This is a genomic window from Bacteroides sp. An19 (assembly GCF_002160215.1).
Classification (GTDB): Bacteria; Bacteroidota; Bacteroidia; order Bacteroidales; family Bacteroidaceae; genus Phocaeicola; species Phocaeicola intestinalis.
In genome coordinates this window covers 1-22,979 of sequence record NZ_NFKD01000054.1, presented here as the reverse complement: position 1 = coordinate 22,979, position 22,979 = coordinate 1, and the positions used below count along the sequence as shown (strand labels likewise).

Below are 22,979 nucleotides of genomic sequence, written 5' to 3'. Positions count from 1 at the left end.
CATGAAAAAGACGATATACTGCATATTCGTAAGCTGCGTATGCCTGTTGCTCGCAGTCTCAGCCTGTACCGATGATACGATCGTGGGGAACACAGGTAATGGAAAGCGTGTGAAAATAAGGCAATTCACCTTGCAGACCGCAAAAGAAGACAGGAAAGACATGGCACTGACCAGAGCGAGCGAGAATCTTTCCACCGTGAGGAATGTCACGCTGTTCGTATTCAACGCAAACGGACAAATGGAAGATTACGGTACATTGAGCGAAAGCTCACAGATAACCAATGATGGTACTACGGAAAACGGATGTAAACGGTACAAACTAAGCGGAGGCGGATTGGAGGCAACCGTAGGGAAAAAGACAGTCTATGCTGTGGCCAACGAGGATGCTCCTTTCTGGCAAAGCTGCATGGACGAACTGAAAGACTTGCAACTGTCAGAAGAAGAATTTAAGAAGAAACTGTTTACCATCAATGCAAGCCTCATCAATGCACAGGCCCTACCCGGTTTCGAGACAGATTATGTGCTATTGACGGGTATAGGCACCGGCATAGAGGTACAGGAAGATGGCACGGCGTCCGGCATTATCTACGCCAAACGTCCCGTGGCGCAAATAAACGTGAACATCTGCACGCATACGGAAACAGGCGGAAAAGACAATAATCACACCATAGACTTCACACCCTCCACTTACACGGTGTACAGGGTGCCCAAGCAGTGTATGGTGTTCAATAACGAAGGTACGGTTCCTGCAGAAGGCACAAGGAAGTACTATGACATACGCACACAGAATGCAAGGGAGCCGGAAGATGACGGTATATCGTACATCACCTTTTACATGCCGGAGAATCCGCAGCCTCAAGGCAAAGCCGGCATAAACGGTGATTACCATAAGCGTGACACATGGGATGAATATAAGGAAGATGGCAGCAAAGATTGGACAAATGCCCCCCATAACAGTACGTACATAGTCATAGAAGGCGACTACATAGAAACTGACGATAACGGTATGCTGGTCTATCAAGGCAATGTGTCGTACACCATTCATTTGGGAGACTTTAGCGACACCGGCAGCATGCAGGATTTCTCTGTGAAGCGCAATGTGAGGTATACTTACAATGTGTCCATTGAGGGAGTGGAGAACATCATAGTGGAAGCCACCACCGATGAAGAAAACGAATCGGGCGCGGAAGGCAACATCATAGGTACGGAAGATGCTGCACAGATATTTGAACTGGACTGTCATTATGAGCAGGTATTCGTTTCTTATGATTTGACCCAGATAGCCAATGCGCTGAAAAGTGAAGCAACGGAAAACGAAAGGTCTGTCACAGATGAAGACATTGCCCATGCATTCATGTTATGGTCATCCACCCCGTTCAGTACAAGTCCTGAAATATTGTTGCCCTATGCGGAAACAAGAACAGAACAAGAAGCCACTAAAGACATGGATTACAAGTGGATTTATTTCTATCCACAACGAGACGCAAACGAATTGTCCCCTTATCCAGGTTTGCCCGAAAACAACGCAAGCACCGAATTGCTTACTCCTTATCAGGTATGCAGGAGTTTGGGTAAGGTGGTCAGGAAGATAATCAATGGTGAATCTATTCCGACAAACCAAAAGGTGGAAAATATATGGATTGTCCAAAATCAGAGAAGGTATTATGCTTATTTCACCGTATTCATTGACGAATACTATTATGACAAGAACCCTATCAGCGGTGAAACGGTGGCATGGGGTGACTTTACCCGCCAGAACGACCGCACCATGATTATAGCAAGCAGCATAAAGAGCAGCACTGACGGGAACAGCACCTATTCCAAAGCCCGCACATCGTTTACCCAACGTTCCATCCAGACTTTCTATAATGCGGATGCGGACGAAACCATTAATGCCATGGGCGTAGAGACGTATTGCGAGAATGATTTGTTTTCGTTTTATAACATAAAAGGCGTATACGGAGACAGTCGTGGAACTTCGCCCAGTAATGGTAGAGCAAACATGATTGAGTTGGAAAGCCTGGATGACAGAACAACCCAATGGAGCTTCTATATCAAGACAAATACTAATGGGTATTATTCCACCGATGCTGCCGATGATAGTAGAGATCATAAGATAGGTAACAGTAATATACTGAAGGAAAAATATTATTCGTGGTATGAAAACAACTATTTTCGTAGTGGTTACTTTTACCACCCTTATTATGCATGTCTTTCACGCAACAGGGACTTAGATGGCGATGGAGAAATTGATGACAATGAAATAAGGTGGTACTTGGCAGCGGCAGACCAATATTTGCGCATAGGAATAGGTTCGGATGCCATGTCGGATGCTTCACGGCTTTTCATGGTAGATAAAAGTTTGATTCCCGGAAGGAAATACCCTGATTATTTCTACAACTACGGAGCTTTGTATTATACAAGTACGAACTATGACAACGAGGAAGGAGCCGGTGTCAGCAAACGAGTGATATGGGCAGCTGAGATAGGAGCTTTTGGAGATTACAACCAATCAGGCAACCAAATGCTGATTCGGTGTGTACGCAATCTGCCAAGCAAAGAGATAGTAGAAAATAGCAATAGCACCGTGGTGGACGACATAGCCTTAGGTTCACCGTCCTATCGGTTTGACAACAGCCGCAATCTCTTCAGTTTTGGTGATGTCCTTGACCCGCTGATATTCCGTGAAGTTTCGTATGATGACCCTTACGGATCGCACTTTGAGGAACCGAACAGTACACGTCCCTCGACAGCCAACCGACTTTATCATGGAGGATTTGTAGTGGCCGAGGAAGATACTCATGTTCCTTCAAATAACAATCTTTGGACAATGGTAAATATTTGGGATAACGGTTATAATCCTTGTGGAACATATGGTGATAATGATGAGGGACATTTAGGAGAATGGCGTGTGCCCAATCTTCGCGAGATGTTAATCATGTCAACGCAAGCCAATGCTCTTGGATTTGCCACAGGTTATTACTATATGACATCCACCAGTTTTTCAGGCAGGCAAGGCACTTCAAGTTTTGCTGATCGTCCCGGATTCGCATATGACGCTAATCGAAAAATGATAACCGCACAGCCCGATGGCGGATATCCTATCCGTGTACGTTGCGTCCGTGACGCCGATCCCAATGAGGTAGCTCCATAGTTGTTTTAAAAGTAATTTAAATAGGATAATTCTTCCGCATGATATTCAAGCTTCATGCAGAGGAAATTATCCTTTTAATAAATAAAACAACCTCACTACTTTTTATCTAGCGGAATTATTGTATCTTTACTCCACCATAGTATGCAAGAAGAAGTTTTCGGAGTTTCTGCAGCTCACTTCTGAGATGTTTTTACTGCGTTCAACATAAACAAAGAAAGAGCAAGAGCTTTTGGGTGTTAGCTTGACCATGATCACCGCAATGGGAAACAAAATGAATATTCTCTTTTCCTCTGTTGCAATTCTCATTAAGAATCAGTACCTTTGCGATAGTCCAGTAACACTAACGAATGGAGGAACCAAGCGATGACAATTATAGCCAACCCTATTTATGATGTAGTATTCAAATACATGATGGAAGACGAGCGAGTGGCAAAGCTTTTGCTTTCCGCCTTGCTGCAGAAAGAAGTGCTTTCGCTACAAATGCGGAGACATGAATACACCGGCATACGGCAAACAGGGATTTCGCTGTTCCGCATTGACTTCTCTGCCAATGTACGCAACGAAGACGGAACAGAAAACCTGATACTGATAGAACTACAAAAAACGTGGCTGACTACAGAGACACTCCGTTTCCGTCAATATCTGGGTACACAATATTTAAATAAGGAAAACATTTCGAGTGCCGAAGGTGAGAAAGGCTATGGCCTGCCCATCGTTTCCATTTATATTTTAGGGCATAAGTTAGGCGACCTGACCGAACCGGTAGTATATGTGCGCCGCCGTTACTTGGACTATGACTCGAATCCGATAGTGGATGGTGTGCCCGACAAATTCATCGAAAGCCTGACTCACGACAGCATCATCGTACAGATACCTTTCCTGAAAGGGCGTATGCGCAACCGCTTGGAACGTATCTTGAATGTGTTCGACCAGGATTATTGCATGAAAGGCAATGAGCATTTGCTTGAAATTAATGAAGAGGTTTTTCATAATGACGAACAAATACTGGTAAGCCGCTTGGTCAAAGCGGCAGTAGCACCCGATGTACGGCGTGCCATGGATGTAGAAGATGAAATCCTTTCCGAAATAGAAGCACGTGATACGACTATCATGATAAAAGATAAGGAAATAAAAGAGAAGGATAAGAAGTTGGAGGAGAAGGATAAGAAGTTGGAAGAACAGAATGAAAAACTTTCTTCAGCTATTTGCCTGTTATCCAAGAATCATATTTCTGTAACCGATATAGCAGTGCAGTTGTCTATTTCGGAAGAAGAAGTTGTTGAAACTTTACGGCGTAAAGGATTAAAATAAAACGACTTTTATGATTAGGATTGTGACGTATTTGTTTCCAGTGAGCTTCTTGCCGCACTCATTAATCCAATCATTTTCAGTATGCAAGAAGAAGTTTTCGGAGTTTCGGCAGCAATCACCTTTGCCGTTATCATGCTCGCATTTTGGTTGGTGTATTTCATCACGAAAAAAGTGACGATGATACATGCCAGACATGCCGAGCTGGAGAAAGACGAACGGGAAATGGAACAACGCGTCTTGAACACGCTTGACCGTAATGAGGATAATACGCGAAGACGGTTTGAGAGCGTAGAAAACAAAATCGATGAGATAAGAAGAGATATGTCATATATCAAAGGAAACATGGATTTCCTGTGCAACGGTGGCGCAAACCTGATACAAAGCCACAGCCCCATATCGTTGACAAATGAGGGTAAAGAAATTGCCACGCAGATAGATGCAGATGGCATTATTAGCAAAAACTGGGAAAAGATTCGGAAGAATATCGAACTGTCGGAAGTAAATACGGCATACGATGTACAAGAATATTGTTTATGACAGCATCTGTAGAACCCGAAAAGTTTTTCGATGCGGATAGTATCATCCGGATAAAAGATTTTGCTTATCAGCACGGGAAGTCAGTACAGATTTACCTCCACATAATCGGTTTGCTGATTCGTGACAAGTTCTTGAAAGAACATCAAGGCAAGGCAACACTTTGATGAATCATCCCATATCTGTTCTTGCGGATTTTTTCGCTTCGCTCAACAACTCGTGCAATTCGCAAGTATTGAGTATGAGGAACCGAAGGTCGACGAAGTTTATTTTATAGTCTAGAGAATCGGGACATACGAAACGTACGGGCATAAAAAAAGGAGTACCGCTGTACTCCAACCTTTGTTAACCTTAAATCTAATACTATGAAAAACACATTGCAAAGGTACGGACTTCTGGGAAATATGCAAGCATTAGGGTTATAAAAACGTGTTTTATAACATGCTTTAAGAAACGTACCTTCTTATTCAAAAGTCTTTAACAGATTAAGGCATCAGCTTACGCCAAGCTCTTTCCGTGCCACATCGAGTGCTTCATTGATGTTGCTACAGATGTTTTCCTTGCCCAGCAAAGTATAGAAGCCCGACCGTTCCAATACGTCGTGCACCTGCGGATTGACACCCGAAAGGATGATGTGGATGTTTTCCTTTTGTGACATCTCGCACAGGGTTGTCAGGTTGTGTATGCCCGTAGAGTCGATGAAAGGCACTTTGCGCATTCGGATGATGCGTATCTGCGGGCGGTCGCCCAGCCGTGCCATGATTTCTTCAAATTTGGTGGCGATGCCGAAGAAGTAAGGTCCGTTTATTTCGTATACTTCCACGCCTTCGGGGATAACCAGGTGTTCTTCGTGCGTTTCCACGTCCGATTCCTTGTTGGGGTCGATTTCATCGGTGATGACCGATATCTGCGTGGTCTCCATCACTCGTTTCATAAACGATACACAGGCGATGACCAGCCCCACTTCGATGGCAACGGTCAGGTCGAATATCACGGTAAGGAAGAAAGTGATGAGCAGTACCGTTACATCGGATTTCGGGTTTTTCAACAGCCCTTTGAATACTCTCCAGCCACTCATGTTATAGGATACTACTACCAATACGCCGGCAAGGCAAGCCATCGGGATGAACTTGGCGAGCGGCATCAGGAATATCAGGATGAGCAGAAGCACGATGGCATGAACGATACCGGCTATCGGCGAGCGGCCTCCGTTGTTGATATTGGTCATGGTGCGGGCAATGGCTCCCGTGGCAGGAATGCCGCCGAAGATGGGTGAGATAATGTTGGCAATGCCCTGTGCCACCAGTTCGGTGTTTGAGTCATGATGGTCTCCGATGACTCCGTCGGCTACGGTGGCGGAGAGTAAAGACTCTATTGCCCCCAGCACGGCGATGGTTATCGCTACGGGGAAAAGGTTCTTCACCGCTTCCCAGTCGAGCGAAGGTACGGTAGCTTCGGGTAATTGTGACTGGATGCTGAAGCGGTCGCCGATGGTGTCGATGCTGGTCACACCTCCGTACATCTTCATCAGGTATACCGCTACGGTCACAAGGATAATCGCTACCAGCGAGCCGGGAATCTTTTTCGAGAACTTGGGCGTGAGCGCGATAATCAGGATGCTGGCTATGCTGACCGCTACGTTCCACCAGTTGACGGTATCGAAATGGCGTGCATAGAGTATCCATTTGCCGATAAAGTCGCCCGGCACCTTCTCACCTCCGAATTGCAGGCCGAATACATCAGCTATCTGTGTGGTGAAGATGGTCAGGGCGATACCGCTTGTGAAACCGATGATGATGGGGTAGGGAATGAACTTGATGATGGTGCCAAGCCGGAACACTCCTAATATAATAAGGAGTATGCCCGCCATTAAGGTCGCTATCATCAGGCCTTCCAGTCCGTATTGCTGGATAATGCCGTAGATAATAACGATAAAGGCTCCCGTAGGTCCGCCTATCTGTACTTTGCTCCCGCCCAAAAGCGAGATGATGAATCCCGCTACGATAGCGGTGATGATGCCTTTTTCGGGACTTACTCCCGAAGCGATGCCAAAAGCAATGGCAAGCGGAAGGGCTACGATGCCTACGATGATGCCTGCCATCAGGTCGGTAGAGAAGTCCGACCGGGTGTAGTTCCGAAGCGTATCTACCAGCTTCGGCTTAAACTGAAATGTCTTCATATACCTATTGAAATAATTAAAATAATAAAAAAGAAGTGCAAAAGTATATATTTATCCGAACATAAACGACTACATTCCCGTTAATCTTTTAAGAAAAGGTAAGAAAGTCTTAATAGAACATAAAAGATGGATTGTAATGATTACAAATTTGAATAATAATGCTATCTTTGTAATGTTGAAAAGAAAACAATGTCTAACCACTAAATAACTAACGATTATGGGAAAAAGTATTAAAGGAACAAGAACAGAGAAGAATCTGGGTATTTCATTTGCTGGCGAATCACAGGCAAGAATGCGTTACACTTATTTTGCAAGTGCGGCAAAGAAAGAAGGATATGAACAAATTGCCGCTATCTTTACCGAAACTGCAGACCAGGAGAAAGAACATGCCAAGCGGATGTTTAAATGGCTGGAAGGCGGAATGGTGGAAATCACAGCCAGCTATCCTTCGGGTGTCATCGGAACTACGCTGGAAAACCTGAAGGCTGCTGCAGCAGGTGAGAACGAGGAATGGTCACTGGACTATCCGAAGTTTGCTGATATTGCCGATGAAGAAGGATTTCCTGCTATCGCCAAGATGTACCGTGAAATAGCTGTTGCCGAAAAGGGGCACGAAGAAAGATATCTTGCACTGGCAAAGAATGTAGAAGAAGGTAAGGTGTTCAAGAAAGATACCGAAGTGGTATGGCAATGCCGTAATTGCGGATACCTGTATGTAGGTACGGAAGCTCCCGAAACTTGTCCGGCTTGCTTGCATCCACAAGCTTACTTTGAAGTGCAGAAAACGAATTATTAAGCCTTGCTTGACAGTTCGGTAATTTATCACAGGGGACACAGGGATACAGGGGTATTTCTGTGTCCCTTGCGGTTTAAAATACCTACTTTCAGGTATTGACAAAACAGATGAAAGTTTGCAATTTTGCGGACATAGAAAATAACTTTTAAAATCAATAAATGTATGAAAATCAAATCAATCATAGGTCGTGAAGTGCTCGACTCGCGTGGCAATCCTACCGTAGAAGTGGATGTAATGCTGGAATCTGGTATAATGGGACGTGCTTCGGTTCCGTCCGGGGCTTCTACAGGCGAGCACGAAGCGTTGGAACTTCGCGATAAAGATCCGAAACGCTATGGCGGTAAGGGTGTATTGAAGGCTGTAGAGAATATCAATACGGTCATAGCTCCGGCTTTGACGGGCTGGTCTGTATTGGAACAGCGTGCCATCGACCGGAAAATGTTGGAACTGGACGGCACCAAGACAAAATCGAATTTGGGTGCCAATGCCATTTTGGGCGTTTCGCTTGCCGTGGCAAAAGCTGCTGCAAATTATCTGCACATTCCTCTCTATCGCTATATCGGCGGAGTGAATACGTATGTAATGCCGGTTCCGATGATGAACATCATCAATGGCGGTTCGCATAGCGATGCCCCGATTGCATTCCAAGAGTTTATGATTCGTCCGGTAGGTGCTTCTTCGTTCCGTGAAGGCTTGCGTATGGGTGCAGAAGTATTCCACGCCTTAAAGAAGGTTTTGCACGACCGTGGACTGAGTACGGCGGTAGGTGATGAAGGAGGTTTTGCGCCGACATTGAATGGTACGGAAGACGCGCTTGACTCCATCCTTGCCGCTATCCGGGCAGCAGGCTACGAACCAGGCAAGGATGTAAAAATCGGTATGGACTGTGCGTCATCTGAGTTTTATAAGGATGGAGTATACGATTACACCATTTTCGAAGGGGAAAAAGGAAAGAAACGTACATCGGATGAACAAATCGCTTATCTGGAAGAGCTGATTGACAAATATCCGATTGATTCTATCGAAGACGGTATGAGTGAAAACGACTGGGAAGGCTGGCAGAAACTGACGGCACGTATCGGCGGACGTTGCCAGCTGGTAGGCGATGACCTGTTCGTAACCAATGTAGAATTCCTTTCGAAAGGAATCGCTATGGGATGTGCTAATTCCATATTGATAAAGGTAAACCAGATAGGCTCACTTAGCGAAACGCTGGATGCTATCGAGATGGCACACCGCCATGGTTATACTACGGTTACATCCCATCGTTCGGGTGAAACCGAAGATGCCACCATAGCCGATATAGCTGTAGCAACGAATAGCGGACAAATCAAGACCGGTTCGCTGAGCCGTTCGGACCGTATGGCGAAATACAACCAGTTGCTCCGTATCGAAGAAGAATTGGGCGACTTGGCAGTATACGGATATAAGCGTATTAAATGAAAAAAATCACTTGAAGCTTGTTATAAAGGGGAGATTTCAGCTGAAATTCTCCCCTTTTTCTCCTAAAATGAAGAAAAAATGAAAAAAAACAGGGAAATGTATTGCAGGTTTAAAAAATAGTTGTACCTTTGCAACCGCAATCGAGAGAGATAGCAACGAAAGAAAAACAAAATGGTGCGTTAGTTCAGTTGGTTAGAATACATGCCTGTCACGCATGGGGTCACGGGTTCGAGTCCCGTACGCACCGCAATAAACATTGAAAATCAATGTTTTATAAAATAAGCACCCGATTTTACACCCAAGAATGTAAAATCGGGTATTTTTATATACTGGACTCCTCATTTCCTTAGAATTTATTATATTTTTATCGCTACTATCAAAACTACTCTATCGGGTAGTGGAGAAGTTTCGTAAAGTCGGGAACTTTGCGGCAGAAAATTAAATTTGTTCTGCAATGAAAAAGATAAAAGTATGCCTGCTTGTATTTTTTGCTATAAGCAGTCTTTTGCCGATTGGATTGTCGGCACAAACAGTAAGGGGAAAACTGGTGGATGAAAACAACCAGCCGTTACCGTATGTCAATGTGACACTGTTGTCCCTGCCGGATTCGACCTACGTCAGTGGAACCGTCAGTGCTGAGGATGGTACATTCAGCCTTATGCCAACAACCCCGAACCAGATAGTTTGTATGTCCTACATAGGCTACAAGACGGTCTATAAATCCATCCAACCGGCCGACATGGGAACAGTACGATTGACATTAGATACGCAACTGCTGGGCGAAGTGGAGGTAAAAGCCAATTTGCCCGTTACCCGGATGAAGGACGACGCGCTGACTACCCACGTGCAGGGCACGGTGCTCAGCAAGGCGGGGACGGCGGAAGACGTGCTGGCGCGCATCCCCGGCCTGCAGAAGAAACAGGACGGTTTCGAGGTGTTCGGCAAGGGCGCGCCCCTCATCTACATCAACGGGCGGAAGATGCGCGACAAGACAGAGCTGGACCAGCTTTCATCGGAAGAGATTAAGAGTGTGGAAGTCATTCAGAATCCCGGCGCGAAGTACGATGCCACGGTGGGCGCGGTAGTGCGCATCCGCACCGTCAAGCGGAAGGGCGAGGGCTTCGGTATCAGCCTGCGCAGCTCGTATGACCAGTCGCAGAACGCGGACTTCGTGGAGCAGGCGGACATGAACTACCGCCACAACAGCCTCGACGTGTTCGGGATGATTCGCTTCAACAGGACGGTCGACCGCCAGGAGGATTTGTTGGAGCAAACTACCTTTGCCGACACGTTGTGGACACAAAGCAACTACCAGAAGGCCGACTCCGAAGACCGCACGCTGAGCGGACACATCGGCTTCAACTATGATTTCAATGACCGTCACTCCATCGGTATGCGCTACGACATCAGCAAGACGCTGTACAACACCGAGAACGGCTTCTTCGACAGCGAAGTTCTGGCCGACGGTGCGCCCTACGACATCCTGCACAGTAGCATCTATAGCGAAGCCGACAGTCGCCCCGAGCATTCGCTCAACGCCTACTACGCCGGGCAGATAGGCAAGGGACAGTTGGAGTGGGATGCCGACTATTACAGCGATGTCCATACCGACGACACCCGGAATCTGGAGGACAGCCAGGACCACGACGACCGTACCGTGACCTCGCGAAACAAAGTAGACAACCAACTGGCTGCGACCAAGGCTTCCTTCACTCACCCGTTGTGGGGCGGCAGCTTCAACGTGGGCGGCGAATACACCTACACCGACCGCCACGACGACTACATCAATCCCGAAGGCTACGTGCCCACGTCCTACAGCCGCATCCGCGAGCAGAACCTGGCGGGTTTCGTGCAGTACAGCCACCCGCTGCGTTTCGGCAAACTGGGTGGGGGACAGGCATCGCTGGGTGTGCGCTACGAGCACGATGACTTCGATTACTATGAGGATAACACCTACATGCCCGGGCAGAGCCGCACGTACGACAACTTCTTCCCCAACGCCTCCTTGGCAGGACAAGTGGGCAAGGTGCAGTTCCAGCTGAGTTATGCCGCCAAGACGCAACGTCCTTCGTACAGCCAGTTGCGCAACAACATCACCTACGCCAACCGTTTCACCTGGCAGACGGGCAACCCGCTGCTGAAACCCAGCCTGACGCACGACCTTACCGCCGTGGGCGTATGGCGGTTCTTCCAGGCGATGCTCAGCTATAAGGTGACGCGCGACTACATCCTCTATTGGGGCACGCCGGTCGAAGGACAGTCTGCCGTCACCCTTATCCACCACATCAACTGCGACCGTATGCCCATCCTGACCGCCATGCTCTCCGCCTCGCCCACCATCGGCCTGTGGAATCTCAACGCCAGCGCGATGCTTCGGAAACAATGGTTCTCCATGGAGGCCGCCGGGCAGCGGCTCACGTATGACAATCCCATCTTTATCGGCACGCTGAACAACGTCTTCACCCTGCCGCTCGGCTTCCAATTCACTGCCGACTTCAGCTACCAAAGCCGTGGACATGCGCAGAACGGCACTTGCAAGCGTCCGCTTTATTTTCTCAACATCGGCCTGCGCAAGTCTTTCCTCAACGATGCCCTCAGCATCGAAGCACGGGGAAACGACTTGCTGTTGGGCGGCAAACAAGAGTTCATGCTCTACATGCAGAGTTCGCAGATGAACGACCTGACGTGGGGCGACACCCGCTCGTTCAGCCTCACCGTGCGCTACCGCTTCAATGTCGCCAAGAGCAAGTACCGCGGCACGGGTGCCGGACAGGCAGCCAAAGACCGTATGTAACAAACCGGATTATGACAACCACCATTTCTTACATAAATCTCTCTTGGGCAGTTGTGGGCATCATCGACAAGGATGTCTGCAACTCTCTTTCATCCATGAAGCGCCCGAACGAACCAATAGAAACAACGGTCGAAAGATATGTGATAGGCTACCTATGCTTTTGGCATATTGCCTATATCGACATGCACAGGATAAACAAGTGTTCCGAACAAGCGATAATCGAACTCGGACGGAAGAAGATGGAGGAATACATCCTCTCGCATCCTCCGGCCGTCACCTTGCCGCGGTTCTACATTGTTTTTCTAAATCAGCCGCATCTGAGCAGCGATGCCCACGGCCTCAGTAATGTTTTCTGCATGTAGCTTCTCAAAGAGTTTCTTTTTGTGAAACTTGACGGTATTGGCATCAATAAAAAGCGTTTCTCCAATCTCCGCATTGGACAGTCCTTTGACGGAGAGCTGGAGAATCTCTTTTTCACGGTCGGAAAGTATCAGTTCGGGCTGTTTCCTCCATCGTCTGCCCTCGAAGGAATAGACATAGCGGTCAGCACAGGTGCAGTCCGTTAGGATAACTTCTCCGATATCTTTCCGGGGAGAAAGGGAAACGGAGCACAATGCCAGCCAGATGTCCCCTTTCGCGTTCAGCAGAATGGGCGTCAGCTTGTGGTGGATGAGATGTCTGTGGCTTTCTGACGTGCAAATATGGAAATCGTATTCGATGGATAAATTCAGTCTTTTCTCTGCCGGTTGAGTGTAGTAGAAACGAAAGCCAGTCTCGTTGATTTCCATCAGCCGTTTCAGTTCGTCGGGCGATACCACCTCGAAATAAAAGGCATATCCCTTTTGTTGCACTTCTTCCGGCGTGCGGCCGCAGAGGAACAACGGATTGGACGATACATAAAGAAAGTTTTTGCGGTTGTAGTCGATGATGTACAGACTGTGGTTCGTATTGCGTGCCAAGGCTTCAGCCATAGCCACACAAATATCCGTCCGGACATAATCACTGTCCGGAATCTCCATGCCCGGATTTATCGGACGGAAAAACCTGTCTATATCATTCTGTTGCATCATTCGTCTCGTCTTAATTCCAGCTGCAAAAATAAGTAAAGACAGACTATCTTAAAAATGAACTGTATTTTTTCTGCTTATAATTTGAATCTTCTTTTATTTGCTGGCTTATCAGGTACTTTACGGAAGCCATGACCCAATTTGCCAAACTGTTCTTTGAACCATTCGCCAATCGGCTGCCTGTTTATGGTCAGTACCAGTTTGCTGTCATCGGTTGGATTCTTTTCCACCTTGAAAATATCGTTCTTGATGTCAAACTTCCGCCTGTGTTCTTCTGAATAAATCCTGCCATTGCACCTAATAGCCTCTTTCTTGGTCAGGAGGCTCTCTATCATTTCTTTGGTGAAGCCGATGGCAGCGCACAGCTTTTCCATTCTCAGCATCTCTTTGAGCATCGGGAACCATTTTAACGCCTTTTCAAGAATAGCATTCAGCCGTGATATTTCCTTGTCTTTGGCTTCAAGCTCCTGATTGTGTATTCCTTGCAGATTACGTATATGCCTGCCGTGCTGTTCCTGCATGTGCCGCATTTGGGCTTTCAAGTCATCAATTCCTTTGTCCCGTTTAGCGATTTCCTGACGCAATTCTTCATTGGATAGTTCCAGTTTCTTCATTTTTCCGCTGCCGAAAAGAGAACCCACTCCGCTTACTATGACCGTAGCGGCATCGGTGGCTGCACCTTTGAGCTTGTCCGTGCGTATCTCCGATTTCACCTGACGGAGTTCCTGTTCGGCAAGATTTATCTGTTCTTCTTTGTGCCGCTTTGCAGCATCCATGCGTTGCAATTCGGCTTTCTGCTTCTCAATGATGAAATCGTTCCTCTCCAGATGTTCTTTGCCTGTTACGGCCTTTGACTGTCCACGCTCCATCAGCAGGATGTCGGATGCCAAACTCTGCATTTCGGTCATATCCTCGTCATTGAGTTTACGGCTCTTGCCTGTATCGTGGTTCATCCAGTCAAATATGATATGGGCATGGTAATTCGGCTTGAACCATCTTTCGTTTACTTGAAAACTCTCCCTGTCCTCTGGTGCAGGCTGGCCGTTCAGCCAATGCCCCTCGTCCTTGTGCAGGAAAATCTGAAGCGGTGTGATACCCCAACGCCTTTGGCACTCCTTGCCAAACCTGCGCACATCTGCCAAAGTGGTGTCCGGTCTGATGAGCAATACTCCTTCACGGATGGGTGAACACCCTGCCACTTTGATAATCTTGCCATTCTTCCCTTTGCGTTCACGCTCCTTTTCCTGCATGGCACGACCAGTCTTTTCCTTGACCATGCGTTTGATGTTCTCATAATGCGCCTGCAATTCGGGACTGCCGAAATCCGGATTTATCCATTGTTTGTTATCAGCCGTAAGTTCGGGCACGATGTAGATTTTGGACTTGCCGATGTTGTGCATATATTCGGCAGTTCTCCGGTTATGAGCCTCGCTTGATGCCACGTTGCAAGGTTTGATATGTATGCTTGATTTTGTTGCCATCTTTTCATTTTTTGATTCGGTTATTACTAATTTTGTTTGCTGCTTTCCACTCATAACCGCATGGGGTTCTTAGGGGTGCAACCCATAAGCGGAGTTTCCAAAGAGAGGGTCACTCTTTGGTCGGGGTTCTCAGGGGTGAAACGCCCTGAGTGGGTCATTAGGGCAAAGCCCTAATCCCCTCGGGAGAGCCCACAACTACGTAAGCGAAGCGTGTAGTTATAGTGGGCTATAACCGGAAGCCTTTCGGTTTCTTGGATAGCGTGTCATTTCTCTTTCTGACGGATTGCATTTGTTCTTTTCCATCAGCCATGCGCTTCTGCAAATACTCGTTCAGGTCTTTGCATCCGCAGTAGATTTGGGAAGCGTCCCGTATATGCCGGGTGCTGTCGTATTCCTTGCGGATTTGCTGCAAGGCTTCCATTCCTGCACGGTCATTGTCAAGAAAGCAGTGGATGCGCTCATAACTTCCCAATGGGTAGAGTGCCTTGGAAACATTGGTGACAGAGTTCAGCACCATGTAATCCTGCCTGTCGAAATCGGGGTATTGCGGACAGCTTTCAAGCCGCAGGGTAAGAAAGGAAAGGTAGTCCATAAATCCCTCAAAAACGTAACACGCACTCCTTGGCTTTCCTGACTGTCTGATATGGGATATTTCTTTTGGTGCGATACATCCCTTGAAATATCGGTTGCGGATTTCATATCCACCCGATATGTTCGGAAAGGCAATGGCGAAATAACGTTTGCCGTTGTGGGTGAAACGGGCTTCTTTACATTCTCTTTTCGCCAGTGCCGTGTTTATCCCTCTTTCCTGTAGATAGGCAAGCAGGGCAGGAGAAGTCAGCTGTACAATGTCCAACTCCTGAAAACTCGGTTCGGAAAATGACTGCTTGCCAAAAGAGAAAGATACGGGACGGATGTGCGGAGTCTGTTCCTCGATTTTCTGTAGAAGATAAGGTACATAGTCGGAACAGTAGAGTTCCTGTGCCAGTGCAATGATATTTCCACCTTTACCAATTGCAAAATCATACCATTGGTTGCGTTCGGTATTTATTTTGAACGAGGGCTCTGTCTCTTCCCGTAACGGGGATTTATACCACAGGTTGATACCTTGCTGCTTGACGGGAGAATGTCCCAAACTGTACAGAAAATCCGCTATCCTGATTTGTTTTGCTGTTTGTATATCCATAATAAGATGAGTGTTTGAATAATGGTTGGAATATTTATTTCTCTTTTCGCCCGTACCTTTTTATGAAGTACGGTCTGTATAATCACTTCACTTTATTTTCGTATATATAGGATACGGTAATAAAGTGAAGCGGTTTTACATTCTCTGCAACCGCTTCGCTTTATCCTTAATATATAGACCTGCCGAATAAAGTGAAGTGATTACAGGTTAGACGGTCTAATAGTGAAAGTCTGGCTTGAACGTGTATTTCCTGCCGTTCTCCTGTACTATCATCCGTTTGTTCCGGAGCATGGTGATAAGTGATACTGCTTTTTGATGGTTCAGTTTTACACCTACCGACATATATGCCTTGACTAAGGCGGTTTCCAGATCCTTGTAGCCGTATTCCTCTTTCAGCCCGAAAGCCGCTTCCAGTGCTATGCGGTGCTGTTGTTCGGTAATATGCCTGTAAGGGTCGAACTTTTCCTCTTCCGGTCTTCCGGGTTTCTTCGCTTCGGGTCTGTACCCCTCTATGAGTTCAGGCAATGCATTGTTGTTGATACGGAAAGCGAAAGGTTCGAAATCCATTGCACGGATGTGCATGGCTGAAACATTGCTTATATCCCCGTTGCTCTTGTCCTTTTCCACCAGCAGAACGGTTTCCGCCTTGTTGTTCAGCTCCGTACCGATATGCCCTCTTGCGTTTTCATCGCCTTTGTTCTGGTGGAGTATCGTATGGATGTGTATCTGCCTGTCATCCGTCCACTGCATCAGTTTGGATATAATACGTGTCGATTCTCCCGGACTGTTGATGTCATATACCATATCGCGGATGCCGTCTATGATTACAAGCCCTATGTCCGGTGTATTATAGATAGCCTGTTCGACAATCCTGATACGCTGTTCGGGCGTGTATTTCCTCAAAGCGAGAAACTCCAGATGTTCATTGTCCCTGTCATCAGGAAGACCGGCCAGCCGTAAAATACGTTTCATGACTTTCAGACAGTGATAATGGCTTTGTTCCGTGTCCACATAAAGAATCTTCCTTTTTTCTTCCGGTAGTTCCGCAACATACCGCAGTACCGTACCGTTTTTCAATGCGGCGGCTACGATAGCCGACACATTGAATGTCTTCTTGCTTTTGGCTTTGCCGATGGATGCGCTGAAATTCCCTAACGTACCTATTACAGAACCTTTCACACTGAGGATTTCGGGGGCTTTCTCGTACTTTTCTGACAGGCTCAGCCGTGAGGCTTGCCAGAGGATTACCGCCTGTTCGTCCGATATTTCCCGGATGTCTTTCATATAGTCCATAGCGATTCCTCCTGTTACTTGCGTCCACCTGTTTTCTTCCCTGCCAGTTCAAGGGCAAGTTCCGCGTCCACGATAATCTTGCGCCCTATCTGGGTGATGGCCTTGTCTATCTTTCCGCTTTTCTTTATGCGGTTGGCGGTAGGCAGGCTGCACCCGAACAGCTTGGCTATGCCGAGTATTCCGTACACATACTTCCTGCCTGTGTCCGTTACGGGCTGCGGCTGCGCTTCCGGCTGACCGGATGCGTGCCTGCTTAACATTATGAACTCTTCGCCTGTCATCTGCCAGACGGGTTTGGATAATAATTCTTGTAGATTTTGCATGATTCTACTCGTTTTTGGTTCAACAATCAGCCCTGCGCACTGGCTGTTATTTCTGTTCTCGAACGATGCAAAATTAGATAGGGTTATGAGTGGTAAGGATGGGGACGGTATAATTCGAATATCTCTGTATCTTATTGAATATCAGAAAATAAAAATACCACTCAAAAATTAATTTGAGTGGTAAAAGTGGAACTTTCGTAAAGTATCGAGATATATCACATTTGAGTTCATTCTTAGTCAAATGTCCATCTCTACTCCTTTTTTTCAATTACTTTTTTAATTAATTCTTTTACTTCCTCTTTGCTTTTAAAAACAGCCGGACAAGTTTGGAAAACGTTATATTCTTCAATGACTGCCTCCATGGGTATTTCTACACCTGGTCGTGTCGCTTGAAAAAACAGTGTCACACGGCGCTTGATTTCAGGCTTAAACTCTTTGGTTATGATTCCTTCAATACCCCATGCGGCTACATGGTCGTAGAGGGGCGCATAATAGATAAGCCCATCAGCTACATCTTGCCAACATTGATTCTTTACATTACTGGTAGTGCCACCGGCTTCACCGTTGTAAGCCGTTTCTCCATAAGGCGTGTTTCTCAGGTCAATGCCAAACGGACGGCAGTCCAGCAGTTCAAAGGCCGCATCCCAATTCCCGTCACCTGTCATAGGGAAATTACTGCCGTCAAACAGGTTGTAATCAAACCAATTCAATACCACGATTCTGACGTTCTCTTCTCCAAATATCCTCTTCATCCACCAACCCTGCGCTCCGAAAATTTTATCGCTCTTTTTGAGATGCATCGAATAGTTGATGGCATGCGGCTGACTGGTTATCACCAAGGCCTTGCGCTTTCCGTTCAAAGGGGTCTGACGGGCATACATTTCCGCGATGTGAGCGGCCATTAAACTATCACGATAGTTCAATTCGGGAGATTCCCAGAATTTCTTGTAGTCCTCCGCAGTACGGATTTCATCCCATGAGAACTCGCAATCGGTCAGTCCAAGCTGGATTTTCTTCGGAGAGGTATGATTTATTTCATATATACCTTTCAAAAACTTTACTCGGTTGTATTTCTCCCAAAGGGGATAGAAGCTCTCAGAGTTTCTGTAATAGGCATATAGGCTGTCGACAAAAGTCCTCTCCGTAGGATAATCACCTTGTAGCAGGCGGTTTGCATCATCATTCTTGTTATATAAGCCGACTTCGGTATAGACGTGTCCCACACGCTCCACGAAACGAGGGTCGGCCAAGATATCGAGAATCAGGTCGTATTGTACCGTATCACGGTGGTCACGCTCGCCCAGCACTACTATATCCGATTTCTCAAACAGCTTGAATATGTATTCTACGGGCGGTATCCCCTTTTCACCCGCACATGTACGCAATGCCTCGATAGAGGGTGTCTGTGCTTTTAATGCAATGGTTGTGAAAGCACAGAAAATAAAAAGCAATAAATTTCTCATATATAATTTTTTTGAATTATCTATTCACATCCATTCTTTATAGTCTGCAAATATTGGCTTTACCAAGCCACAAATATACAGTATAGCCCATTATTATCAAAGGGATTATCTGAATATATGTTCCATTTCCTTGGCGAATTTCTGGTTGCTGTCACTCGGAAAATCGGAAACAGGCTCCTTGTACTTTGACTTGTAGTAGCTATCGTCAATATCCAGCAGTCCCAGTATTCCGGCTTTCCATTTTTCCCTGTCCTGTTTGGAAAGTTTCTCGCCCATCAGAAATATCAGATAGCATACACGTATTTTCTCTCTCGGTTTAATTCTCAACTTGCAGTTGCAGGGGTGCAGGTTCATATTGGCATAGAAGTCCGGTGCGGAAATTTCCTCGAACTGTTCTCCAACACATACCTCATGAATGAGCGAAAGCAATTTCATGCTGAAATACTCTTGTTGTTCATCCGTCGTTTCCTGCTGGCTGACGGGTTTGCCCGGCTCGTCCTGTCGTTTCCCGTCAGGAATGTATTTCTTCAATATATCCAGAAAAAGGCAGCTTTGACGGTATATGTCCGCACAACAGTTCTTCATATATTGGAACGCCTCTTTCCTTGCTGCCTTTTGCTGGTCATAGAGTTTGTTCAGTATGGCTCTTTCCTTGTCATATTCAGCCTTGCAGCGTTCATATTCTTTCTCCGCCTGTTTTTCCTCTTCGGCGGTATGTTCCCTATAGCCAATGGAATCATACCTGTTGTTGGCTTCATTCAGCGGCTTGCTCAGACTCCTTGTAACATCCAGTTGGGCTTTAATTTCAAGGGAATACCTTTCCATGTGCTGATAACAAACACGTTCTATCGCACTGTCACTTATGGGGTGCGTTTCATAGGCCTGTATGCTCTTTTCTATTTCGGTTTTCAGGCTGTTGAGTATCAAGGTGTATTGTTCTTTTTGCCTGTCAAGCACCAGTTCAAGGATGGCGGCTTCAAAAGACTTCATGTCATTGTATTCCTGACAGAAATCGGAAATAAATTTCTGCCTGTCAAAAGAAAAAGTGCTGTTGTCTATATAGTCCCTGTATATTCTGTTGAGTTCCCCGTATTGGGGAATCATCGTCTGTATCTTGTCTGCCATAGGCGTTCTACTTTTGTCTGTTCCTTTCATTGTCAAGAAGCATCGTCAGTTCTTCTTCCACCTGTTCTATACTCGGCAACGCCGATTTCAGGTTTTCCGGCACAGCCTTGCTAAGCTGATAATCGCTGATGCCGATAGGTTGGTCATAGCCGGTCAGCGCATATTGTGCGACAATCTCATCCTTGCCTTTGCACAACAGCAGCCCGATGGTCTTGTTGTCATTCTCTCCCCTCAGTTTGTCGTCCACCACATTGATGTAGAAGTTCAACTGCCCGGCGTATTCCGGTTTGAACGGGGTAGCTTTCAGTTCCACGACCACATAGGCATGGAGTTTTATGTTATACAGGATTAGGTCGGCATAGAAATCGCTGTCGCCAATCTGGAAATGCTTCTGCCTTGCGACAAAGGCGAATCCGCTGCCCATTTCCAGCAGATAGCGGGTGACGTGCTTCACCAGTTGTTCCTCTATGTCCCTTTCGTCCGCACGTTCTTTGGCTCCCGCCAAGTCAAAGATATACGGGTCTTTCAACAGGTAGTTGGCAAGGTCGCTTTGGGGCGCAGGAAGCGTGGCGGTAAAATTATTGACCTTGTGGCTGTTGACTTGCCGTTCAAACAATTTGCTTTCAATCTGCATTTTAAGGACATTGCTGCTCCAGCCCATTTCCACGGATTGCTTCATATACCAGTAATCGACACCCAACGGAAGGGAACTGTTCAGCAGAATCACATGGCTTGCCCAATTGATTCTTGCGACAGGTGATGCCAGGAACAGTTTTTCCATGTCCTCAATCGGTACTTGATAAACGGCGGCTACTGTTTGGACTACATCCTGAATTTGTGCAAGAGGTTCTTGCACAATTACAATTTCCTTATTGTCTGAGGATTGAATTTGTGCAAGAGGCTCTTGCGTAAATGTCATATTGTTCAGGCTTTGAAGTTCATCCGTGATTTTCTGCACACTTGGAGTAAGTAATTTCGCATCGGTTTCTATAAAACTCCGTAATGCGCCCAATGGATAGGAGCGTGCGAACTGGCACATATAAGCCAAGTTCCTGACCGAATACCCTTTCTTTTCGGGATAATTGAACCGTATCGCATGCGCCAGTTTCTTGATGACCTTACCGCCCCAGCCTTGTCGGTTCTGGTGGTACAATATGTAATTGCCCATCTTCCAATAGTGGAACAGCATCTGCGCATTGGCTGCACTGATGAGCCGGACTTGCGCCTGCTCTATTTCTGACCCGATGGCATTGACAAAAGCCTCGAAACTTCTTTTCTCTATATTGTTATCGTTGTTGCTCATTGTTGTATGTAATGAAAGTTACAAAGATAAGCCCAATAACAGGCATCCCGTGAAACTTGATGATTGTTTTTTATAGTTGGTTGAATTTGTTCATCGCATTGGCTTTCACATCATCGGCGATGTCTATGTAGGGTTTCATCGCCTTGTAGTCGCTATGCCCTGTCCATTTCATGACCACCTGAGCCGGAATGCCGAGAGCCAAGGCATTGCAGATGAAAGTCCTTCTTCCGGCATGGGTGCCCAGCAATGCATATTTGGGCGTAATGGTGTCTATGCGTCTGCTTCCTTTATAATAGGTCTCGCTTACTGGCTCGTTGATTCCGGCAAGCTCGCCCAACTCCTTCAAATAATCGTTCATCTTCTGGTTGCTGATGACCGGGAGAGCCTTATGCCCCTCAAACTCCACCTCTTTATATTTATCAAGTATCGCCTTGCTGTGGTTGTTCAGTTCGATGATAAGCCTTTCGGCGGTCTTTACCGTGGTGATTTCTATATATCCGTCCCTGATGTCGCTTTTTTTTAGGTTATGCACATCCGAATACCGGAGTCCGGTGAAGCAGCAGAACAGAAAGACATCCCTCACCCGTTCAAGATACTGTTTGGTTTCGGGTATCTGATAGTTTTTGAGTTGGTTCAGTTCTTCCCATGTGAGGAATATCACCTTTTTTGGGGTGCTCCGCAATTTTGGATTGAAATCTTCGTAGGCATTGTTCATGCAATACCCTTTCTTGGTACACCAGCGCAGGAACCATTTCAGGTAAGCGACCTGTTTCATGATGGATGTGTTCCGCATATCTTCGGTGTCTTTCAGGAAATTTACATACTTTGTCAGCTTGGGTTCGTCCAGCGATTCAAAAGTCAGTCCCTTGTCAAACTTTTCAAGGTGCTTTCTTACTGCGGCAAACTTCTCATAGGTGGCATCAGACCAGCCATTTTGCGTGCCGCACTCCTTGATGAACTCGTCAAACACCTCCAACGGAAGAAACACCACCGGAGCTTCCTCCTCATCCTTTTTCCCGTCATGCAATCTGTTGAACGCATCCTTTACCTGCTCGGTAGTCGGCATGAATCCCTGCACCTCGAACTCCTTAAATATGTTCTGTATTTCGGTGTAGTATTTCAACAAGTCCGCATTGATTTCCGATGCGCTTTGCTTCAGTTTATTGGTACATCCGTTCTTCACACGCTGCTTGTCGGCATCCCATTTGGCAACATCAATGCGGTAGCCTGTTGTAAATTCGATACGGTGGCTGTCAAAAACAACACGCATACGGATAGGGACATTCTCCACGATTGGCACTCCGTTCTTCTTGCGGCTTTCCAATGAAAAGATGATGTTTCTCTTGATGTTCATAGCTGGGTGTATTAAAATCAACACCCAAATATACACCCAATAATTGAAACAGCAAAAGGTATTTAATGATATTTAGTAATATAGTTGATTTGTAATAACTTGATTATTATCAACATATTGCAGCTTTGTGAGATTTCTTGATTGTGTAAGTTAAAGTCCCGTACGCACCGCAA

Annotated in this window: 17 protein-coding genes and 1 tRNA gene; 8 read left to right on the top strand and 10 right to left on the bottom strand. The window is 46.4% G+C overall.

Annotation, left to right across the window (positions count from 1 at the left end; all coding sequences use genetic code 11):
- The first annotated feature begins 1 nt into the window (after nt 1).
- From B5F25_RS16130 to B5F25_RS21925, 4 genes are all read left to right on the top strand, one after another.
- A complete protein-coding gene (locus tag B5F25_RS16130) occupies nt 2-3,154 on the top strand; it encodes a fimbrial protein (RefSeq protein ID WP_087250740.1) in 3,153 nt (1,050 codons plus the stop codon).
- A gap of 363 nt (nt 3,155-3,517) precedes the next feature.
- Complete coding sequence (locus tag B5F25_RS16125) at nt 3,518-4,465, top strand: hypothetical protein (protein ID WP_087250738.1); 948 nt, start codon at nt 3,518-3,520, stop codon at nt 4,463-4,465.
- 81 nt (nt 4,466-4,546) lie between these two features.
- Nucleotides 4,547-5,002: a hypothetical protein gene (locus B5F25_RS16120; protein ID WP_087250736.1), complete on the top strand. Its 456-nt coding sequence runs from the start codon at nt 4,547-4,549 to the stop codon at nt 5,000-5,002.
- Nucleotides 4,999-5,166, top strand: coding sequence for a hypothetical protein (locus B5F25_RS21925; protein ID WP_162614437.1), 168 nt, complete (start codon nt 4,999-5,001; stop codon nt 5,164-5,166). Before B5F25_RS16120 ends, B5F25_RS21925 begins: the two co-directional genes overlap by 4 nt.
- 326 nt (nt 5,167-5,492) lie before the next feature.
- Here the strand turns inward: B5F25_RS21925 and sulP are convergent, their stop codons facing one another.
- Entirely contained in the window at nt 5,493-7,178 is a 1,686-nt protein-coding gene (gene sulP / locus B5F25_RS16110) for a sulfate permease (protein WP_013618246.1), read from the bottom strand.
- A 217-nt stretch (nt 7,179-7,395) separates the two neighbouring features.
- On the opposite strand from sulP, the gene rbr reads away from it, so the two are divergent.
- The 4 genes from rbr to B5F25_RS16090 all read left to right on the top strand — a co-directional run bounded on the left by rbr (nt 7,396) and on the right by B5F25_RS16090 (nt 12,211).
- Nucleotides 7,396-7,974, top strand: a complete 579-nt coding sequence (gene rbr, locus B5F25_RS16105) for a rubrerythrin (RefSeq protein ID WP_013618245.1) — start codon at nt 7,396-7,398, stop codon at nt 7,972-7,974.
- A 162-nt stretch (nt 7,975-8,136) separates the two neighbouring features.
- Nucleotides 8,137-9,417: a phosphopyruvate hydratase gene (eno, locus tag B5F25_RS16100; protein ID WP_022038855.1), complete on the top strand. Its 1,281-nt coding sequence runs from the start codon at nt 8,137-8,139 to the stop codon at nt 9,415-9,417.
- A gap of 173 nt (nt 9,418-9,590) precedes the next feature.
- Nucleotides 9,591-9,664, top strand: a tRNA-Asp gene (locus tag B5F25_RS16095).
- Between the two features lie 207 nt (nt 9,665-9,871).
- Entirely contained in the window at nt 9,872-12,211 is a 2,340-nt protein-coding gene (locus tag B5F25_RS16090) for an outer membrane beta-barrel family protein (RefSeq protein ID WP_087250731.1), read from the top strand.
- A gap of 302 nt (nt 12,212-12,513) precedes the next feature.
- On the opposite strand, the gene B5F25_RS16080 is transcribed toward B5F25_RS16090, so the two are convergent.
- The 9 genes from B5F25_RS16080 to B5F25_RS16040 form a co-directional block, all read right to left on the bottom strand.
- Nucleotides 12,514-13,278, bottom strand: a complete 765-nt coding sequence (locus B5F25_RS16080; RefSeq protein ID WP_087250760.1) for a helix-turn-helix transcriptional regulator — start codon at nt 13,276-13,278, stop codon at nt 12,514-12,516.
- A 77-nt stretch (nt 13,279-13,355) separates the two neighbouring features.
- Entirely contained in the window at nt 13,356-14,759 is a 1,404-nt protein-coding gene (locus tag B5F25_RS16075; protein WP_087250727.1) for a mobilization protein, read from the bottom strand.
- A 226-nt stretch (nt 14,760-14,985) separates the two neighbouring features.
- On the bottom strand, nt 14,986-15,945 hold the full coding sequence (locus tag B5F25_RS16070; protein WP_087250725.1) for a toprim domain-containing protein: 960 nt from the start codon (nt 15,943-15,945) through the stop codon (nt 14,986-14,988).
- 216 nt (nt 15,946-16,161) lie between these two features.
- The gene (locus B5F25_RS16065) at nt 16,162-17,238 is read right to left on the bottom strand and encodes an AAA family ATPase (RefSeq protein WP_087250723.1); all 1,077 of its coding nucleotides are present in this window, start codon (nt 17,236-17,238) and stop codon (nt 16,162-16,164) included.
- A 14-nt stretch (nt 17,239-17,252) separates the two neighbouring features.
- A complete protein-coding gene (locus B5F25_RS16060; protein WP_087250721.1) occupies nt 17,253-17,561 on the bottom strand; it encodes a DUF3853 family protein in 309 nt (102 codons plus the stop codon).
- A gap of 251 nt (nt 17,562-17,812) precedes the next feature.
- The gene (locus B5F25_RS16055) at nt 17,813-19,024 is read right to left on the bottom strand and encodes a hypothetical protein (protein ID WP_241148428.1); all 1,212 of its coding nucleotides are present in this window, start codon (nt 19,022-19,024) and stop codon (nt 17,813-17,815) included.
- A 105-nt stretch (nt 19,025-19,129) separates the two neighbouring features.
- Nucleotides 19,130-20,149 carry a hypothetical protein gene (locus B5F25_RS16050; RefSeq protein WP_087250755.1) on the bottom strand — a complete coding sequence of 340 codons (1,020 nt, stop codon included), beginning with the start codon at nt 20,147-20,149 and terminating at the stop codon, nt 19,130-19,132.
- A 7-nt stretch (nt 20,150-20,156) separates the two neighbouring features.
- A complete protein-coding gene (locus B5F25_RS16045; RefSeq protein WP_087250719.1) occupies nt 20,157-21,452 on the bottom strand; it encodes a PDDEXK nuclease domain-containing protein in 1,296 nt (431 codons plus the stop codon).
- A gap of 70 nt (nt 21,453-21,522) precedes the next feature.
- On the bottom strand, nt 21,523-22,806 hold the full coding sequence (locus B5F25_RS16040) for a site-specific integrase (protein WP_087250717.1): 1,284 nt from the start codon (nt 22,804-22,806) through the stop codon (nt 21,523-21,525).
- Nucleotides 22,807-22,979: the final 173 nt, after the last annotated feature.